16 protein-coding genes are annotated in these 18,445 nt (G+C 47.3%); 7 read left to right on the plus strand and 9 right to left on the minus strand.

Annotation, left to right across the window (positions count from 1 at the left end; genetic code table 11):
• Positions 1 to 21 precede the first annotated feature (21 nt).
• The 3 genes from ACKU41_RS01180 (at position 22) to ACKU41_RS01190 (ending at position 3,587) form a co-directional block, all read left to right on the plus strand.
• Positions 22 to 441 (plus strand): hypothetical protein, encoded by a 420-nt coding sequence (locus ACKU41_RS01180; RefSeq protein ID WP_319781254.1) that lies wholly within the window; start codon positions 22 to 24, stop codon positions 439 to 441.
• 272 nt (positions 442 to 713) lie between these two features.
• Positions 714 to 1,181 carry a hypothetical protein gene (locus ACKU41_RS01185; RefSeq protein WP_321403559.1) on the plus strand — a complete coding sequence of 156 codons (468 nt, stop codon included), beginning with the start codon at positions 714 to 716 and terminating at the stop codon, positions 1,179 to 1,181.
• A gap of 174 nt (positions 1,182 to 1,355) precedes the next feature.
• Positions 1,356 to 3,587, plus strand: a complete 2,232-nt coding sequence (locus ACKU41_RS01190; RefSeq protein WP_321403561.1) for a DUF3536 domain-containing protein — start codon at positions 1,356 to 1,358, stop codon at positions 3,585 to 3,587.
• Between the two features lie 75 nt (positions 3,588 to 3,662).
• Here the strand turns inward: ACKU41_RS01190 and ACKU41_RS01195 are convergent, their stop codons facing one another.
• From ACKU41_RS01195 to ACKU41_RS01230, 8 genes are all read right to left on the minus strand, one after another.
• Complete coding sequence (locus ACKU41_RS01195; protein WP_321403563.1) at positions 3,663 to 4,502, minus strand: MBL fold metallo-hydrolase; 840 nt, start codon at positions 4,500 to 4,502, stop codon at positions 3,663 to 3,665.
• Complete coding sequence (cimA, locus tag ACKU41_RS01200) at positions 4,487 to 6,088, minus strand: citramalate synthase (RefSeq protein WP_321403566.1); 1,602 nt, start codon at positions 6,086 to 6,088, stop codon at positions 4,487 to 4,489. Before cimA ends, ACKU41_RS01195 begins: the two co-directional genes overlap by 16 nt.
• A 3-nt stretch (positions 6,089 to 6,091) precedes the next feature.
• Positions 6,092 to 7,330, minus strand: coding sequence for an aspartate kinase (locus tag ACKU41_RS01205; protein ID WP_321403567.1), 1,239 nt, complete (start codon positions 7,328 to 7,330; stop codon positions 6,092 to 6,094).
• A gap of 38 nt (positions 7,331 to 7,368) precedes the next feature.
• Complete coding sequence (gene tsaE, locus ACKU41_RS01210) at positions 7,369 to 7,863, minus strand: tRNA (adenosine(37)-N6)-threonylcarbamoyltransferase complex ATPase subunit type 1 TsaE (protein WP_321403568.1); 495 nt, start codon at positions 7,861 to 7,863, stop codon at positions 7,369 to 7,371.
• A complete protein-coding gene (locus tag ACKU41_RS01215; RefSeq protein ID WP_321403570.1) occupies positions 7,864 to 8,313 on the minus strand; it encodes a CBS domain-containing protein in 450 nt (149 codons plus the stop codon).
• A complete protein-coding gene (locus ACKU41_RS01220) occupies positions 8,307 to 9,842 on the minus strand; it encodes an NAD(P)H-hydrate dehydratase (RefSeq protein ID WP_321403572.1) in 1,536 nt (511 codons plus the stop codon). Before ACKU41_RS01220 ends, ACKU41_RS01215 begins: the two co-directional genes overlap by 7 nt.
• 178 nt (positions 9,843 to 10,020) lie before the next feature.
• Complete coding sequence (locus tag ACKU41_RS01225; RefSeq protein WP_321403574.1) at positions 10,021 to 10,395, minus strand: holo-[acyl-carrier-protein] synthase; 375 nt, start codon at positions 10,393 to 10,395, stop codon at positions 10,021 to 10,023.
• Positions 10,396 to 10,398: 3 nt separating this feature from the next.
• On the minus strand, positions 10,399 to 11,124 hold the full coding sequence (locus ACKU41_RS01230) for a pyridoxine 5'-phosphate synthase (protein WP_319781240.1): 726 nt from the start codon (positions 11,122 to 11,124) through the stop codon (positions 10,399 to 10,401).
• A 246-nt stretch (positions 11,125 to 11,370) separates the two neighbouring features.
• Between ACKU41_RS01230 and ACKU41_RS01235 the strand changes: the two genes are divergently transcribed.
• Entirely contained in the window at positions 11,371 to 12,717 is a 1,347-nt protein-coding gene (locus ACKU41_RS01235) for a UDP-glucose/GDP-mannose dehydrogenase family protein (protein ID WP_319781238.1), read from the plus strand.
• A gap of 53 nt (positions 12,718 to 12,770) precedes the next feature.
• Here the strand turns inward: ACKU41_RS01235 and ACKU41_RS01240 are convergent, their stop codons facing one another.
• Positions 12,771 to 12,986 (minus strand): hypothetical protein, encoded by a 216-nt coding sequence (locus ACKU41_RS01240; protein WP_319781237.1) that lies wholly within the window; start codon positions 12,984 to 12,986, stop codon positions 12,771 to 12,773.
• A 248-nt stretch (positions 12,987 to 13,234) separates the two neighbouring features.
• On the opposite strand from ACKU41_RS01240, the gene ACKU41_RS01245 reads away from it, so the two are divergent.
• The 3 genes from ACKU41_RS01245 to ACKU41_RS01255 all read left to right on the plus strand — a co-directional run bounded on the left by ACKU41_RS01245 (position 13,235) and on the right by ACKU41_RS01255 (position 18,341).
• Entirely contained in the window at positions 13,235 to 13,714 is a 480-nt protein-coding gene (locus tag ACKU41_RS01245) for a chemotaxis protein CheW (protein ID WP_319781236.1), read from the plus strand.
• A 182-nt stretch (positions 13,715 to 13,896) separates the two neighbouring features.
• Entirely contained in the window at positions 13,897 to 17,346 is a 3,450-nt protein-coding gene (gene mfd / locus ACKU41_RS01250; RefSeq protein ID WP_321403577.1) for a transcription-repair coupling factor, read from the plus strand.
• Positions 17,347 to 17,378: 32 nt separating this feature from the next.
• On the plus strand, positions 17,379 to 18,341 hold the full coding sequence (locus ACKU41_RS01255) for a SurA N-terminal domain-containing protein (protein WP_321403579.1): 963 nt from the start codon (positions 17,379 to 17,381) through the stop codon (positions 18,339 to 18,341).
• The last annotated feature ends 104 nt before the right edge of the window (positions 18,342 to 18,445 follow it).

The following is an 18,445-nucleotide window of genomic DNA, read 5'->3' on the forward strand; positions in this document are numbered from 1 at the left end:
TAAGAACGAAAGGGCTTAAAAATGAGTAAAAAAAATATCCATGCAACAAATTTCCGGAAAGTTCTTGATTTGTTCAATGAAGGGCGCAGCTCTGATGCAGAAAATCTGCTTAGAATAATTCAGGAAGACTATCTTGATATGTATGAGGAAAATAAAGAATTGCGATCTCAAATTAAAGAAGTCGCCGAGATTCTTGACCTAGCTGAATGCATGGAATTTGATGGGCAGAAATACTGGATAAATGAGGAAAATGAGAAAACAGGTCCATACTGCCAGATTTGCTATGACCGTGACGGAGTCCTGATCAGGCTTCAGGAACGGTCCAAGCATTGGGAGTGCTATTCCTGCCAGAATCTGTTTGTGAAAATGCCTACCGGCAATGTTATTCATAAAAGCAGGCCCAAGAAGAACTCCAAGCCTCTGCTCAGGCTTTTCAGCTAAGTACCGGTATTCATTTTTTCAGTCCTTGATAAGAACCCTGAAATGGAACTGTTTACAATTGTAGGCAGTTCCATTTCTATTTTCAGGACCAGGTAATTGTCACAAAAAAACGGTGGATGTAATATTTAATTAGAATTATGGGAGTTACTGACTTTATAGGCATGTTGTATTGAAATAACGGAGAATCCGAAATCATGATCCTCAATGAACGACATATACAGCTTCTGAAGCACGTTAAAAGTTATTCTAAAATTCAAAGATATCACGGGTTATTGCCAAAAAGGGAAACTTTTCTTTACGATCCGGAGCTCATCGGCGAACTTCTTGATGCGGGGCTGATTGATGAGGGGTGCATTTGTGTAGCCTGCGGCAACAATCTTGAGGGTTACAGGATTTCCAGAAAAGCCGAGAAAGAGTTTGATAGACTGGGCATGGCTGTGAGGGATCAGGACTGGGAAACATTTTGCGGCATTAATGTTGAGGTTAATGAAATCCTGGATAAGGTTCATATCAGGGCTTTAATAGATATTTTTCATTTCTCACGAATTTCACTTTTTCGTGGTATTGCCCCGAAGCGTCTGCTGCAGGAGGCTTTTACCGAAGATATCCTGAATGTCTTGCTTGATGTGGGGTATATCAATAAAATTTCCCTTAAGGGGCCGACTATATCGTATGAAAGCGGATTTGTTCTGGCCGACCGGGCTTCTCGGATGCTTAAGCAGGCCGGGTATGTGAAATAAGTTTATTTATAATCTATTGTTAAGGCCTCCCGGTGGTCCGGGAGGCCTTTTTTTATTTTTCATAGCCATGAAGTGTTAATATCTTGCTTTACCGGCTCTTAGTGTTGGATTTCAACATATAATTGGTATAGTCTTCACTGTACTCCATTAGTGCTCAAACTGTGAGGAAGTAATATGTCAGGCAAATTTTTGTGCATCCATGGCCATTTTTACCAGCCCCCTCGCGAAGATCCCTGGTTGGATATGATCTTTCCAGAAGGGAGCGCGGCTCCGTTCAGGCATTGGAACGAACGCATCTGTCGGGAAAGTTATGCTCCGCTGGCATGGGCCAGACGAATGGGCAGTGCCGGAATTTTCGATATTATCAATTGTTATGAGTGGATGAGTTTTAATGTTGGCCCAACCCTGTTTCGCTGGATAGAACGGTCCGAGCCGGAGCTCTATGCCAAGATTCTGGAAGGTGATGCGTTAAGTCTTCAACGCTGGGGACACGGAAATGCTATTGCACAGATTTATCATCATGTGATTATGCCGCTTGCTTCGAAGCTGGACCGTGAAGCTGAGGTTGCATGGGCTATTGCTGATTTTGAATCACGTTTCAAACGCAAACCGGAAGGAATGTGGCTTTCCGAAACCGCCTGCAACACCGAAACCCTTGAAACTCTCGCTGATCACGGGATTACTTTTACCCTGCTTGCTCCGCGACAGGCTGAAGCCGTTGCCGAAATTGGTTCCGATGAGTGGCAGGAGGTAGATGAACATTCTTTAAACATAAAAGAACCGTATCTTGTTGAATTACCTTCAGGCAGGAATATTTCCATCTTCTTTTACGATGGAGGGCTGTCGCAGGCCATTGCTTTTGAAGGTCTGCTTAAGAATGGCGACGATTTCTGGAACAGGCTTTCCGGTGCTTCGTCTGAAGGCCTGCTTTCCATAGGCACTGACGGAGAAACTTACGGGCACCATGTTGAGTTCGGTGAAATGGCACTGGCTTATGTGCTTTCTCAAGCACTTGAAGAGAGAGACGGTGTCTCGTTGCTCAATTACGGTGCTTATCTTGCCCAGCATCCGCCAACCCGTAAGGTGAAGATTCGAGAGGATTCATCATGGAGCTGTTATCACGGGATTGAACGCTGGCGTAGTGATTGCGGTTGTTGTACCGGAGGACATCCTGATTGGAACCAGCAATGGCGGAAACCACTGCGTGAAGGTCTGGATGCAATAAAAGTTTTGATGGATGCTCACTATTTTAACTATGGGGATAAAATTTTCAAGGATTCCCGTGCCGCTCTGATTGAGTATGGTTCTGTTTTAAGCGGTATTCTTTCTGAAGATGATTTCTTCAAGCAGCATTTTACGGTCTCGAAGGGCAGTGCTGATGCCGACCTTGGCTGGAAACTTCTTTCCATGCAGAAATGGGCGCTTTCCTCTTTTGCAAGTTGCGGCTGGTTTTTTGATGATCTGGCCCGGCTTGAGCCGGTGAACAATATGGCCTTTGCTTTGAGGGCAATTGAATTATCGAAGGAAACCGGGCTGATCGGCCTTGAGGAAAAGTTTCTTTCTATTGCCGGTGATGCCCGGTCCAATGAGGAGCGTTACGGTTCTGCATCTGACTTGTGGAATAACAAGATCAAGCCTCAGAGTGAGACTCCCGGCAGCCTGATCGGTCAGGCCCTGGGGCGACTCTATGTGGAAGGGGTGCTGCCTCATCCCGGAGAGGAGGGGAGCATCAGCTGGCCGGGAGTTTCTGTGCAGATAAGTACCAATGACAGTTCTTTGGTTATGGCTCGTGGTAATGCTGAAATCAAATGGAATCTTGAGTCGGAAGTTAAGGAATACAGCTGGAAATGGGAGAAAGGGGAACGCGTTCTTACCGGGTCGGTGGAAATATCACTTCCCGGGGGACAGGTTGAGTATTATCCGCTGACTGAAATTTCATGGAAGAAAAAGCAGTCAATTTCCCTTGCCTGGGCACAAAAAATTGCCGATACAAAATGGCGTGCGCAGATCGGTAGTACAGGATGCGGGCCGGTCCTTTTCGATAAATTCGAAGATTACCAGACCCGGCATGTCTGGGAAGCCCGCTGGAAAAGTTTATGGACCGGATTAGTTTGGAGTTATGTATTTTCCGGCGATAATGTCAGTGACGATTTCATTGGTTTTGTCAAAACTTTTGGAGATGGGCATCCAGATTTGGATCATTTTATCGAGCAGTTAAGTAGTCAGCTTTGCATGATGCTGCACAACAATCTTATTCTCTGGGAAAGCATTCGAGACGTAATTGAGCGTGCGCGTAAGATTGATCTGCCCCTTGATCTTTGGAAATTGCAGAATTGCTACTGGGATAAGATGCTGGAGGGTGAAAGCGACCCTGAGTTTGCAAGAATGATCGGTTTTGATTTGTAATGAAAATTAAATGGAAAAAAGAAGGTCCGCCAGCACCAGCTGACGGACCTTCTTGAGTTTTGTTCTAAAGTAAAACTAGAATTCGTATACTGAACCTGAGCCCATAGGTAGAACAGTACAGGAAAGTCTTTGCTTGAGGAATTTGTATCCGTCTTTTCCGGTACAATGTCCGGGGGATACAATCTTTGGATTGAACTCCTCAATTACTTTGGCGGTTTCTTCGTATTCAGCATGGTCTGCGACGTATAAATGCAGGCCCCCGAGGATTGCATGCACTGAATCAATCCCGGTGATGTCGCGCATGTGATAGAGCGAATTTGCCAGACCGCTGTGACAACAGCCAAGTATCACCACCGGACCTGAGTTAGTCATGAGCAGCATGAAAGCGTCATCATGAACATGGTCGACCTGAGTCATTTCCTGGTCCAGAAACAAGTCTTTTGTTGCTTCGAATAAACCGTCCCGGCGGGGGATCTCAGTTATCATGAACAGTCCGTCATCAAGTTCCACGTTGTCGCGGACAATAATAGTTCCCGGATATTCGCAGTTAAATGATGCTTCTTTGGCTGAACCGTTATCTTCTTTTGTATAACGTTTGTTGGCAAAGTCCGGATGTGCATAGACTGGTCCTATGAAATCAGCATCCATGAGTGCATCCATGCCTCCGGTGTGATCCCAATGTCCATGACTGATAGCCAGTCCTTTGGCTTTGCTGACCTCAATATTCATTGCGGAGGCGTTTTTCAGGAAAAGCTCGCTTGCGCTGCAATCCCAAAGCCATAGGTTGTCACCGGGAAGTTCAAGGGCCATGGAGAGGCCCCATTCCTTACCGAGATCTGTCCTCTGGGATTCGTTATCACATAGAACGGATATTCTGCACGGTTCAGTATATTTTCCTGTTATCTCGATGGCCATTTTTGAGGATCATCCTTGAAGAGTTTGTAGTTAATGGAGTCCACAAGGGCCTGCCAACTTGCTTCAATGATGTTGTGGCTGACGCCCATGGTGGTCCACTGGTTTTTGCCGTCAGTGGATTCGATAAGGAGGCGGACGTTGGAGCTGGTCCCGGCTGCCTGACGTACCGCTCCTGACAATACTCTTACCTTAAAGTCCTGTAAACGAACATTTTTCAAGGAAGGATAGAAAGGCTCAAGGGCCTTACGCAAAGCCTTGTCTAATGCGTTTACCGGGCCGTCCCCGGAAGCGGCGGTATGGTTTTCTTCTCCGTGGACTTTAACGATGACAGTAGCTTCGGAAAAAGGTTCCTGATCATTTTTGCGTTTGGCATCGACCACAAAAAAGTTAATGAATTCAAAATAACGTTTGGACCAGCCCATGGCCTTGAAGAAAAGCAACTCAAAAGATGCTTCAGCCGCGGAATACTCAAACCCTATGGATTCACGTTCCTTGATGTCGGCCAGTATGGTCTGTACCGCAGGGTCGTTTTTATCAAGGTCGTAACCGTATTTCTTAGCCTTATAAAGGACATTGCTTTTACCGGAAAGGTCGGAAAGCAGTACTCGGCGGTCATTACCGACCAGCAGCGGATCAATATGTTCGTAGCTGGTTGCATCCTTGAGCACGGCGCTTACATGTACGCCGCCTTTATGGGCAAACGCGGCCTGTCCTACAAAGGGCTGGCGCAGGAAAGGGCGAAGGTTGGCAATTTCAGTGATGTAGGTGGAGGTTTCCTTAAGCTTGAGCAGATTGTCTTTGCCGATAGTATCGTAGCCGAGTTTCAATTCAAGGTTGGGGATGATGGAGCAGAGGTTAGCGTTACCGCATCTCTCTCCATATCCGTTCATGGTCCCTTGAATCTGTATAGCACCATTCTTCACAGCGGTAAGTGAGTTGGCTACAGCAAGCTCACAATCATTGTGGGCATGGATGCCGATGCTGCATCCGGGAATTTTTTCCTGAACAACTTTACAGGCTTCTGCAACTTCTTCCGGCATGGACCCCCCGTTGGTATCGCAAAGCACCAGAACATCCGCTCCAGCTTCGTGTGCAGCCTTGAGGCAGTTGATGGTAAATTCCGGGTTGGCCTTGAAGCCGTCGAAGAAATGCTCAGCATCGAAAAACAGCTCTTCCACATGCGGACGCAGGTAACCGATGCTGTTGCTGATCAGCTCGATATTTCTTTCAAGCTTGACACCAAGCGCACTGGTGGCGTGGAAGTCCCATGTTTTACCGAAAATGGACATGGCCTTGGCTCCTGAGTCAATCAGGGCGTTCAGATTGGGGTCATTCTCGGGAGTCAGGCGGTTCATGTGTGTTGAACCGAAGGCGGATACTTTGCAGTTCTTAAGAGCGTAGTTCTGAATTTCCTGAAAGAATTCCTTGTCAGTGGCATTGGAACCGGGCCAGCCGCCCTCGACGTAATGTACGCCGAGGTCGTCCAGCTTGCGGGTAATACGCACTTTGTCCTGTACGCTTAAGTTTATTTCTTCGGATTGCGTACCGTCACGCAGTGTGGTGTCGTATATTTTTATATGTTTCATTTGTTAGAGCGTGTTTTCTTCGGACCCTGATTTATCGAGTCCGAACGTGTTGTGAAGCGTTCTTATAGCCAGTTCGGTGTATTTTTCTTCGATAAGGCAGGTAATTTTAATTTCGGATGTGCTGATCATCAGGATGTTGATGTTTTCATCCCGCAGGGCCTGAAATGCCTTGGATGCAACACCGGAATGGTTACGCATTCCAACGCCGATGACGGAAACCTTGCAGACATGCTGGTCGTAGAGAACGTCCTGCGCGCCCATGGGGTCCTTTATTTCGTCGATGATTTCAAGGGTCTTTTTCAGGTCGCCTCTGGGAATGGTGAAGGTCATGTCTGTGCGGCCGTCACGGCTGGGGTTCTGGACGATCATATCAACCAGAATGCCTGCTTCAGCAAGAGGAGTGAACAGGGTTGCGGAGACGCCCGGTTCATCTTTAACCTTGGATAGGGTTACGCGGGCCTGGTCCTTGTCATATGCAATCCCGGAAACAAGTACTGATTCCATGTTTTTATCCTCCTGAGTAACGTATGTGCCGATCTCATCGCTGAAAGTAGAGCGGACATGAACTTTAACATTATATTTTTTTGCAAATTCAACTGAACGAATCTGTAGTACTTTCGCACCCATACTGGCCATCTCAAGCATCTCGTCATAGGAAACGTGGTCCAGTTTGCGGGCCAGTGAACAGATGTTGGGGTCTGTTGTGAAAACACCCGGAACATCAGTAAAAATTTCGCAGACATCTGCTTCAATAGCAGCGGCCATAGCTACAGCGGAAGTGTCGGAACCGCCACGGCCAAGGGTGGTAATTCGTCTACCTTCATCACAGCCCTGAAAACCGGCCATAACCAGTATGTCGTATTCCTGCAGCATTTCGTCAATTTTATCGCGGTCGATATCAAGGATACGTGCGCGTGAATAATCAGAGTCCGTTTTAATGGGGACTTGAAAACCCAGCAGGGAGCGGGCTTTGATTCCGCGATCTTTCAGAAGCATGGAAAACAGGGCTACGGAAACCTGTTCTCCGGTTGATACCAGAGAGTCCATTTCTGCCGGGTCAGGTTCTTCGGACCATTCATTGGCCAGATCAATCAACCGGTTTGTTTCACCGGCCATTGCGGAGAGGACTACGATAACTTTGTTGCCTTTTTCATAAGGCACCATGACTTTTTCCAGTACTTGCTTCATGCATTCGAGGTTCCTGACCGAGGTTCCACCGAATTTCTGTACTACGATGTTCATTTGAACATTATCTCCTTACCACATGAGTTCAACGGATCTTATTGGAATGACTTAAGAAATGAGGCAAGCTCTTCATAGAGGGAGGTCGCTGAACCATGTAGGGTCAATTCAATTTTTCTGCCGGATGCGGCAGGGGTCCAAGTGAAGAGCAGTGCGCTTTCAGGCCAGAATTCAATATTCAGATACTGAATCCACTCTACAACTGTCAAAGTTTTTTTATCACTTAGTAGATCAAAGAAATCGTCATCAGGTGTCTGACCTTCGAGTCTATAGAGGTCAAAATGCGCAACCTGAGGTTTTGTGGGGTAAATATTAAGAATATTGAAACTTGGGCTGCTAACTTCTGCGTTTTGCGCACCAGGGAAGGATTCTACCAGTGCGCGAACAAAAGTTGTTTTTCCTGCTCCAAGGTCCCCGTTCAGGAAGATTGGAACCAGTTTTTTGGTTTCCAGAAAAAAAGAAGCCAGAGTGGAGCCGAGTTTTAAAGTCGCCTCCACATCCGGCAGTGTGATGATCAGCTTATCGTTATTCATTTACTTTGCTAAAACCTTTAATACATCTTCTTTACCGACAACACCGACAAGCTTGCCGTCTTCAATTACCGGCAGGGTGTAGAATTTCTTCTCGACCATAAGATCGGCAATTTTTTCAATAGTTGTGTCGGGTTCAATGGTTATGGGGTCTGGTGTCATTGCGTGTTGTACCTTGGTAGCCGCAATCTTGTTCACCTCCCGTTCAAGTTCATCATTGGATGAAAATGAAATGAATCCATCCAGTATGGTAAACAGGGAAGGCATGGATATGGTTTTCTGCTGCGCCACAAGGTCGCTCTGGCAGAGAACCCCGACCAGCTTCCCGTTCCGGTCCACGACCGGGAGTCCGTTCAGGTGTTTTTCCAGCAAAAGCTTGGCAGCGGTAGCCACATCGCTTTCAGGTTCAAGGGTCAGGGCACCGGATGTCATAATATCTTTGGCTGTCAGCATAATTCCTCCTTGAGCACTTGGGGGAGCGCATCCGCTATTTCAGTTGCGATGTTGCCTCGATACGGAAAGTTTTCAGCAAGATACTGTCCTGCCAGTCCATGCCAGTATACTCCGATACAAGCACTTTGCATAGGGGGAATTGCTCTTGCCAGCAAAGCTCCGCACATTCCGGCAAGAATATCTCCTGACCCGGCTGCAGCAAGGTTGGGAGCAGAAAGGGGACAAATTATAATTTGTCCGTCCGGGCAGCCGATGACAGTTCCGGCTCCTTTGAGCACAAGCATGGTTTTGCTCAATTCTGCAAATTTTCGTGCTGTGCCGATGCGGTCGGCTTCAACTTCGGGGATAGTTCTTTCGATCATCCGGGCCATTTCTCCGGGGTGCGGGGTGAGGATCGAATTTTCCGCAACCAGTTTCAGCAACTCCGGGCGTTCAGCAAATGCATACAGGGCATCTGCATCGTAGACCGCCGGGGGATGACCGTTTTTGACTACTGCCTCAACAAGATCAAGTGCACCTTTATCGCGTCCAAGTCCGGGGCCGATGACCAGCGCATCATATTTTTCAAGTTCCGGTAGAAGCTCCGCGATCATCTGATCATTCCATTGATCGCCGCAACCAAGCCCTTTGGTCATCAATTCCGGCTTGCCGCCTTTGACTTCGGAGGCAAGTGCGTCCGGGCAGGCCATGGTTACCAGTCCGCCCCCGGCACGCAGGGCGGAGATACCTGCCAGATGCAGTGCTCCGGTCAGACCTTTAGAGGCTCCCACCAGCAACACATGACCGGAATTTCCTTTATGCATGGCAGGCGAGGGCGAAGGGATGAACTCGAGGACATTGCTCCTGATCAGCTGATGAGTCGCCGGGTGTTTGTATTTTACCGCGCCCGGTATACCGATGTGAGCGACCACTAATGTTCCAGTGTATGCTTCGGACTGGGGCAAGGCAAGTCCGATTTTGGCCTCTTCAAAGGTGACAGTCATGTGGGCCTGAACAGCAACAGGACCGGGTTTCCCGGTAAGTCCGTTTAAACCGGAAGGGATGTCCACCGCAAAAAGAAAGCTGTTCTTTGCTGAATTAATAGCTTCAACTATCGCATGGGCAAAGGGGCGTAATTCTCCGCTGAATCCTGTTCCCAGCAAAGCGTCAATAATAATATCGGCTTCCGGCAGCCGAACTTTGTCTGTGGCCCGGAAAAATTTAATGTTCACGCCCAGCCGAGCGGCAATTTTAAGCATGTAGGCCGCATCACCTTTGTACTTACCCTTGGGGATGGTGTGCAGGATGAGCACTTCCGCTCCCAGATCAGCCAGAATGCGGCCCATGACAAAGCCGTCACCTCCGTTATTGCCTGATCCGGCGATGATCAGGATTTTTTTGCCGGATACATCGCCATAGCCCTTAAGCAGGGCGAAGACAGCTTCGCGTCCGGCATTTTCCATTAGGATTTCGCCTTTGATGCCGACTTCATTGATGGTTATCTTGTCCCAATTGGACATTTCGGACGGGGTAGGAAGCGGTGAGAACATATGGACTCCTTTTGCCTCCGGCGGCCCTGCCGGGGGGCCTTAAACCCTTTGATTCGCCACGTCCTGTGGCTCACCTCTGCGGGGCGTTGCCTTTTTGGCAACGTCCAAATCCGCTTTCCTGCGGATTTGTGAAAAAAGGGTTTAAGAATCCCAAACTTTTTTAATAAGGCTTCGCCGTTTATTTTTCTAAAACAACTACAGCGGCTGCAGTATCGCGGCCATGAGTAATTGAAATATGGATTCCTGCAACACCCATTAGCTTGCTGCGCTCAAGAGCTTTGCCAAGAAAATTCAAATGCGGTGCTCCGGACTCCATACGGGTTATTTCAATCGTATGAAACGTTATCCCTTCAGCAAATCCGGTTCCCAAAGCTTTTACCGCAGCTTCTTTCGCTGCGAACCGGGCGGCAACGTAAGGGACTGGGGTTTTGTCAGGAAGCAGTTCCAGTTCAGCAGGTGTCAGGATTTTTTCCGCAAAGCGTTCACCGTATTTATCCAGCGAACGCTTGATGCGGTCAAGTTCGGTTATATCTATTCCAAGACCGATGATCATGAATTAATCAACAAAATTTCTAATTATTTCATTCATATCACGGACTGCGCGATCAATGCCTACATAGATGGCCCGGGACATAATGGAGTGCCCGATGGAATATTCGCAGATACCGGGAACATCCGCAAAATCAAGAATGTTCACGTAGTTCAGACCGTGTCCGAGGTTGACCTTGAGGCCGAGGTCCTGCGCCATTTTGATGCCGTCTAGAATGCGGGCCAGCTCTTCTTTCTGCTCACTACGGCTTGTGGCATCGGCAAAGTGTCCGGTGTGGATTTCAATGTATTCGGCACCGATGTTTTTTGCGGCAGTGATTTGAGCAGGATCGGCATCGATGAACAGGCTGGATCCGACACCTTTCTCATGTAGCGGAGCGAGGTATTCGATCAGTCTTTTTTCCTGTCCTATGCAGTTCAGACCGCCTTCCGTAGTCAGCTCTTCGCGCTTCTCAGGGACGAGGCATACTGTTGCCGGAACGATATCCAGAGCTATACGCTGCATTTCGTCGGTGGCAGCCATTTCAAAATGGAAGTCGGTCTGAATTGTTTTACTGATCAGGTCAATGTCCCGGTCCTGAACATGACGTCGGTCCTCACGCAGATGCATGATGATTCCCGCAGCACCAGCGAGTTCACACATGGCGGCAGCGGTTATGGGGTCTGGTTCGATTCCCTGACGGGCCTGTCTGATTGTCGCGACATGGTCGACATTGACGCATAAGAGGGGCATGATTATATCCTCCGATAAGTTAATTAATTTTTCATGAACAAGCGGTTTTCGGCTTGATAACAGCACATTATATTTAATGGACTTTGATGGCAACCGTCATGTCTTTGTAACTGGTGTAGAGTTGACATTGAAAGCATTATGGCGTTATCGGCTCTAGGATAAATTAAACGTCTGCGCGGCAGCTTTATTTCTGCCGTCTGATCTATAAGAAATTTAAATGCCATAAATAAAATGAGAGTATAAAGAATGAACATTTGTATTGTAGGTACCGGATATGTGGGGCTGGTCAGTGCGGCCTGTTTTGCTGAAATGGGTAACCACGTCTGGTGCGTGGATGTTAATCCGGATGTTGTTGAAACCCTCAAGCAGGGTAAAGTGCATATTTTTGAACCCGGTCTTGATGTTCTTGTTAAGCGTAACTATGAAGATGAAAGACTTTTCTTCACAACCGATCTTACCGAGGGGCTTGCAAAAGCACAGATGGTTTTCATTTGTGTGGGAACTCCCTGCGGTGCTGACGGCAGTTGCGACCTGAGTTATGTGGAGACTGTTGCCCGTCAGATCGGACAAAATATGACTGAACCGAAGATCGTGGTTGATAAATCCACCGTACCCGTGGGGACTGCAGATAAAGTCCGGGCAACCATTAAAGAAGAGCTTGATAAGCGTGGTCTTGATATTGCGTTCGATGTTGCCTCCAACCCTGAATTCCTTAAGGAAGGGGACGCCGTCAGTGATTTTATGAAGCCTGACCGCGTTGTTGTGGGTACTGAAAATGAAGAAACACGCAAACAGTTTGAAACTCTTTACGCTCCGTATGCACGCAGCCGTGAAAAATTGATTTTCATGGGCACCAGAAGTGCGGAAATGACTAAATATGCTGCAAACTGCATGCTGGCGACCAAAATTTCTTTCATCAATGAAATGGCCGGAATATGCGAAAAGGTCGGTGCCAACGTGCGTGAAGTGCGTCTGGGTATCGGTTCTGATCACCGTATCGGTTATTATTTTATTTATCCCGGTGTAGGATATGGTGGATCATGCTTTCCCAAGGATGTAAAAGCCCTGATCAATACCGCCAAGGAAGTAGGAGCACAGCCTGAACTTATTGAGGCTGTCGATTCAGTTAACAACCGTCAGAAAAAAATGCTTTCTACAAAAATTCTGGACTACTTTGAAGCCCAGGGCGGTGTTAAAGGAAAAACTCTTGCATTATGGGGTCTTGCATTCAAAGCCAATACCGATGATATGCGTGAGTCTTCTGCTTTATCCATTATTTCAGAATTGACAGCCGCCGGTATGAAGATAAGAGCTTTTGATCCGGTTGCCTATGAAAAAGCGGAAGAAATCCTGCGTGATAATGATCTGGTGGAGATTGTTCACAGCCAGTATGCTGTGCTTGAAGATGCTGACGCACTTGCTGTTGTAACTGATTGGAACCAGTTCAGGAATCCCGATTTTGAAAAAGTTAAGGAATCGCTTAAGGCTCCTCTTCTCTTCGACGGTAGAAACCTTTATGATCCCGGCTACCTTGGTAGCAATGGATTCGCTTATTTCAGCGTAGGTCGCCGTCCTGTAGGGACAGGGGAATAGTTCGAAAAGTAATAGTAATATAAAAGGCCCGCCAATGGCGGGCCTTTTATATTTTAAGTGTCCAGAGTCTTCATTGAAGATCTGAGTTGCAGTTCCTGCAGAATCAGTCTTTCATACTCGGGGCTGTATTGAATATCTTCCTGATTGTCCTGCTCCAGAACCTTGGCCAGAAACTGGGTCTCTTCCCAGAAATCTAACAGTTCTTCGTTTGCCAATGATTTAATCTGATCTTCCAGAGAAATATTTTCTGTCGGGGAAAACTGAGCCATGCGAGTTCAAACCCTCCTGAGCTTCGCTTTTTGCTGTCAATTATCATTGATAGTCATTAAAAAGCCGCTAGTCAAATTTTGGGACAAGAAAAATGTCGTAATCCTTTTATAATCTCAGGATTAGCTTGCAAATATTTCAGATGAATAATAATATAAAATTTAGATTAGGACTTTTGAATTTATTCAGAAATTAAAATTTGATCAAATCCCTTGGTCATCCACTGTAAAAAAATAACAGGGGGACAAATATGGAAGAAGGTAAGAAGATTACGCTTGACGCGGAATTGATTCAGTTGGTTACCTTCAGTATAGGTGAAGAGGAATTCGGGGTTGATATTCTTAAGGTCCAGGAAATTATCAGAACCATGGAAATTACCAAGGTCCCCAGGGCACCACAATTCGTAGAAGGTGTAATTAACCTTCGCGGTAAGGTTATCCCCATTATTGACCTTAGAAGCAAGTTCGGTCTTCAGACCCGTGAGCATGACCAGCATACAAGAATTATCGTGATCGAGATTAATGATATGATTGTAGGTTTTGTCGTGGATTCCGTTTCTGAGGTCCTTAGAATTCCTGCATCCACCGTTGAACCGCCGCCGCCTGTTGTTTCCGGCCTTGAGTCCGAATATATAAGCGGAGTCGGTAAGCTTGAAGACAGGTTGCTTATTCTGCTCGACCTGAACAGACTTCTGTCCAGTGACGAACAAGAACAGCTGGCTCAGGTTTAACCGATACTGTGAAGGAGCAGGCTGACCACATCTGATGTCAGTCTGAGTACTTCTTGTTGCCGACCCGGTTGCTTGTAATAATTTTTTTTGAACTGGACAGCGGCAGCATTTATCTGCAAGAAAAAGTCGTTCTCCGCTTAAGCGGAGAACGACTTTAATTTTGACAAATTTCTGGAGATAAATTGTCTTTACCAGCTCAACTTTCTGCTTTCGTTTCCGGAAGTGGGGATAACTTACGTATTTTTAAGAGCGGACATGGTTCACAGGCCTTTACCGCCCACAATCTGCATTCGCGGGGAGAGTCCGTGGTACTTGTGGCTCCGGGGGCACGGGAATATTCCGAACTTAAAGCTCTGTTGACCCTTTTCAGTCGCAATGAACTTGAGAACAAGGGCAAGGTTGTTCCTGCCTGGGAAAGGGATTGGGTTTTTCTGCCGCCGCATCTGAGTAAAAATCCCACAGCCTCCGATTGGGCTGAACGCTGGGCCGCATTGCATGCCCTTACCCGCGGCGGCAGGCAGTCTGTGCTTATGACAGCGGATAACCTTTTGCCTAAATGGCCTTCCCCGGATGTTCTGGAAAACAATTATATTGTTTTAGTCAAAGGCGAAGAGATGGATCCGGAACTGCTCATGGAGCAGGCCGTAACATGGGGGTATACGAGGACGAAGCTGGTTTCCGGGTATGGTGAAATGTCCATGCGCGGAGATATTCTGGATATCTATGCCCCCGGATACGATCTTCCGGTACGTTTGGAGTTTTTCGGGGATATACTTGAGGAAATACGCGTTTTTGATCCCGCCTCACAGCGCTCTAAGTCCGATCTGGATGAAGTTACACTGCTGCCGGTTGCCCCGGCGATGCTAACCGGGAATCATATTGATGACGCTGAAAAATTCTGGTCCCAGCTCAAAAAGACCGGGGAAATTTCATCCGAAGGTTATACCCGTTTACTTGAAAAAGCTGAAAATGCCGACGGTATGATCTGGCCGGGACTATTTTATCCTGAGGCTGTGGATCTGAAATCCTTCTTTCCGCAAAAGTCCGTTTATGTGCTTTCTTCCGCTTCCAACCTGCGTTCTAAATTGCAGGATCAGGAATATGGCTGGAAATCTTTTTTACAGGATAAATCCGCTCACAACGGCTGCAAATGGCCTATACATGTAATTTGCTGGAATGAGGAAAAAGCCCGGTCCACGTGGCGCGATGAACGGCAGATAGTTTTTGAAGACCTCGTTATCGGCCGGGAAAAAGATGGGATTGATCTTTCTGAACGGTCCATTTCAGCGTTTACTGATATCTTTTGGAAGCCGGAACAGATCAAACGCCCGTGGGCGGCACTTGTAGCCGCTCTTAAAGAATGGAAAAGTGAGCGTTTCCAAACTGTCCTCAGCTTTCGCTCTGAGCGTTCCCGTAAAAAATTTCTATCTTTGATTGAGCCGGAACAACTGACCATTTCTACTGAGTATTCGCCTTTAAACAAGGGCATTTATGCTCTTGTCTCACCTCTTAAGCTGGGTATGGAACTGGAATGGAACCATACCGTTATATTAGGTGAGGACGTTATTCAGCCGCAGGCCTCAAAGGGAACCCGCAGCCGGGATAAAGCCTTTGAGGGCATGACCAGCTACGAGGACCTGCTTCTGGATGATCTGCTGGTGCACCGTGATTACGGCCTTTCCCGTTTCGGCGGTCTTCACCATATGAATGTTGGTGACGTGGCGAACGACTACCTGCTTCTTTTCTTTGATTCTGAAGATAAGCTTTATGTTCCCGTAGACCGCTTGAATCTGGTTCAGAAATATAAAGGCCCGGAGGGTTCTTGTCCTATACTGGATAAGCTCGGCGGTGCTCGTTGGGCCAAGACCCGTGAAAAGGCCCGGAAAGCGATTGAAAAGATAGCCGGTGAACTGGTTGAAATGTATGCCTACCGTAAAATTGCCAAAGGGTATGCCTACGGTCCGCTTGATGAGATGTATTGGGAATTTGAATCCACCTTCGGATTTGAGGAAACACCGGATCAGGAAAAGGCCATTCAGGATGTTTTCCGCGATATGGAAAGTCCTGAACCCATGGATCGTCTTGTATGCGGTGACGTTGGTTTCGGTAAAACCGAGGTTGCCCTGCGTGCGGCTTTCAGGGCTGTGTTGGATGGTAAGCAGGTTGTTTTGCTTTGTCCTACAACCGTGCTTGCTGAACAGCATTACCAGACTTTTATGCAACGCATGGAAGGATTTCCGGTCAGCGTGGGCATGCTCAGCCGTTTTGTGACCAAATCGCGGCAGAAAAGAGTGCTGGAACAGCTGGCCTCGGGAGAACTGGATATCCTTATCGGGACTCACAGGGTTCTCTCCAAGGACGTGGAAGCTCCTAATCTCGGTTTGCTTATTCTTGATGAAGAACAGCGTTTCGGTGTGCGCCATAAAGAACGTATCAAAGAAATGCGTAAGAATATTGACGCCTTGACTTTGACAGCAACGCCTATTCCGCGGACCTTGCAGCTCTCCCTGTCCGGCGTACGCAGTCTGAGTACCATTGAAACTCCGCCCGTGGATCGTAAACCGGTTGAAACGGCACTGATTGAGCGGGAGGAAGCTGTTCTCGCGTCCATAGTATCCCGTGAGCTTGAGCGCGGAGGGCAGATTTTCTGGGTTCATAACCGGGTACAGGGACTTGAGCGGGTAGTGGAGTTTGTTCAAAAAATAGCGCCCGAAGCTAAAATCGGCATGGCTCACGGTCAGATGACCGAGAAAAATCTTGAAGAGACCATCCATAAATTCTGGCATAAGGAGTTGGATATTCTGGTTGCCACGGCCATCATTGAGTCCGGGCTGGATTTTCCCAACGCAAATACCCTTATTGTGGATCAGGCTCAGATGTTCGGTCTGGGGCAGCTTTATCAATTGCGCGGCAGGGTGGGACGCAGCACCCGGCAGGCATATGCATATTTTGTGGTTTCATCTTTGGATTCGCTTTCAGAGAAGGCAAAACGCAGGATGCAGATAATTCTACAGCTTGATTACTTGGGTGCCGGGTTCAAGGTTGCCATGGAAGACCTGCGGCTGCGCGGTGCCGGAAATATTCTCGGCGAAGTGCAGTCCGGGCAGATGGCAAAGGTCGGGCTTGACCTGTTTCTTGAAATGCTCGACGAAGAAGTACGCAGGATCAAGGGTGATGATTCAAGAGTCGTCAGTGATCCTGAAATGAATTTTGTATTCAAAGCCCATCTGCCGGAAGAGTTTGTGCCGGATGCACGGGAACGGTTGCGCTATTACCGTGCTCTTTCTTCTGCTGACAGCGAAGCCGGGATTGAAGAACTGGCTGCCGAGATTAAAGACCGTTTCGGTCATTTTCCGGAAGAGGTGGAGAATTTCCTTGCCGTGCTGTATCTCAAGCGGACACTGGCCCGTCTTGGGGTAGTCCGTGCAGACCTGTTCCCCACCCGTGCCATCCTGACTTGGGAAGAAAACAACAACCCGGTTGATCCTGCTAAACTCATAGCATGGATCGGAGAGCAGGGCGAAAAGGCTAAACTCAAGCCTCCGGCAGCTCTGGAAGTTCGACTTGATCAGAGTTTGTCAATAGCTCAAGGTCTTGATACGGTTTGTAAAAAACTTGAACCTTTACTTTAGCTTTGACGTATAAAAACTATACGGAAAATTATATGAAAAAGATATTTCTCGTCGTAATACTTGGGTGTTTACTCTTCTCCGGTTGCCAGAATAAAAGTGAGGAACCGGGGGTCATTGCCCGGGTAAACGGAAAGCCCATATATTTGACCCAGCTCGAATATAAATATGACCTCACCCATGAAGGAAACGGTGGATTTGTTCCTTCGGTGGAACAGGTTCGGGACGAATACGGGCAGATTCTCGGGGATCTTATTGTTCAGGAGCTTGTGGCACAGGAACTGGAGCAACGGGAAATACCTGTTTCTGATAAGGAATTGAAAGATGCTGAGGATGAAGTCCGCTCGGATTATCCTGACGATTCTTTTGAGCAGATACTCATTGAAGAGTATGTCGATCTGAACGCCTGGCGTTCTCAGTTGAAGTACCAGTTGGCTATGGATAAGTTTTATAGAGAAATCCTGCGACCTGAAATTAAAATCGATTATAAAGAGGCCGAACAATATTACCGGACTCATCTTTCGGATTTTTATATGCCTGCAGGGTTTCGTTTTATTATGGTTAAGGGATTGAGTAAGGATTTGGTCACCAAGGGCGTTGAGCTTTATCGTGAAGGCCTTTCTCCTGCGGCTGTATCCGCAAAGCTGCGTAATGTATCTGTTCGGGAGATCTGGATCAGGAGCGGACAGGTTCCGGCCGGCTGGAAACCTTTTGTTGAAAATCTTGAAGTTGGTGAAGCTACATCTGTAATCACCCAGAAAAATGAGTTTTTCAGTCTTATTCTCAATGAAAAGAAAAAGGCGACCCTGCTGACTCCGCTGCAGGCCTATCCAACAGTGGAAAAGGTCCTGCTTGAAAAGATGCTTGAAGATAAGTTTGAGGCCTGGTTGAAAAATAAATTGTCGGTTTCAAATATCAGGATCAGCAAAGAACTGTTGCCTGAAATGGAACAAGCCGGGCAGGGAAGCTCCTTGCCGGAAGCCACAAAAGCTGAATAGTTGCATAGTTCAGTGAAAGAGTTTAGTTAGTCATAGGAATTTGTAGATTTGTCTGTCCTCTGGCAGTTTTTGATTATTTGATGATTAAGCCGGTTATGTCGGCT

The sequence above is a fragment of the Maridesulfovibrio sp. genome (assembly GCF_963678865.1).
GTDB lineage: Bacteria > Desulfobacterota > Desulfovibrionia > Desulfovibrionales > Desulfovibrionaceae > Maridesulfovibrio.

Excerpts from the sequence above, each read along its gene's own strand:
- ACKU41_RS01180 (WP_319781254.1), top strand. The coding sequence starts at position 22 with ATGAGTAAAAAAAATATCCATGCAACAAATTTCCGGAAAGTTCTTGAT.
- ACKU41_RS01190 (WP_321403561.1), top strand. The coding sequence starts at position 1,356 with ATGTCAGGCAAATTTTTGTGCATCCATGGCCATTTTTACCAGCCCCCT.
- ACKU41_RS01195 (WP_321403563.1), bottom strand. The coding sequence starts at position 4,502 with ATGGCCATCGAGATAACAGGAAAATATACTGAACCGTGCAGAATATCC.
- cimA (WP_321403566.1), bottom strand. The coding sequence starts at position 6,088 with ATGAAACATATAAAAATATACGACACCACACTGCGTGACGGTACGCAA.
- ACKU41_RS01205 (WP_321403567.1), bottom strand. The coding sequence starts at position 7,330 with ATGAACATCGTAGTACAGAAATTCGGTGGAACCTCGGTCAGGAACCTC.
- tsaE (WP_321403568.1), bottom strand. The coding sequence starts at position 7,863 with ATGAATAACGATAAGCTGATCATCACACTGCCGGATGTGGAGGCGACT.
- ACKU41_RS01215 (WP_321403570.1), bottom strand. The coding sequence starts at position 8,313 with ATGCTGACAGCCAAAGATATTATGACATCCGGTGCCCTGACCCTTGAA.
- ACKU41_RS01220 (WP_321403572.1), bottom strand. The coding sequence starts at position 9,842 with ATGTTCTCACCGCTTCCTACCCCGTCCGAAATGTCCAATTGGGACAAG.
- ACKU41_RS01225 (WP_321403574.1), bottom strand. The coding sequence starts at position 10,395 with ATGATCATCGGTCTTGGAATAGATATAACCGAACTTGACCGCATCAAG.
- ACKU41_RS01230 (WP_319781240.1), bottom strand. The coding sequence starts at position 11,124 with ATGCCCCTCTTATGCGTCAATGTCGACCATGTCGCGACAATCAGACAG.
- ACKU41_RS01235 (WP_319781238.1), top strand. The coding sequence starts at position 11,371 with ATGAACATTTGTATTGTAGGTACCGGATATGTGGGGCTGGTCAGTGCG.
- ACKU41_RS01240 (WP_319781237.1), bottom strand. The coding sequence starts at position 12,986 with ATGGCTCAGTTTTCCCCGACAGAAAATATTTCTCTGGAAGATCAGATT.
- ACKU41_RS01245 (WP_319781236.1), top strand. The coding sequence starts at position 13,235 with ATGGAAGAAGGTAAGAAGATTACGCTTGACGCGGAATTGATTCAGTTG.
- ACKU41_RS01255 (WP_321403579.1), top strand. The coding sequence starts at position 17,379 with ATGAAAAAGATATTTCTCGTCGTAATACTTGGGTGTTTACTCTTCTCC.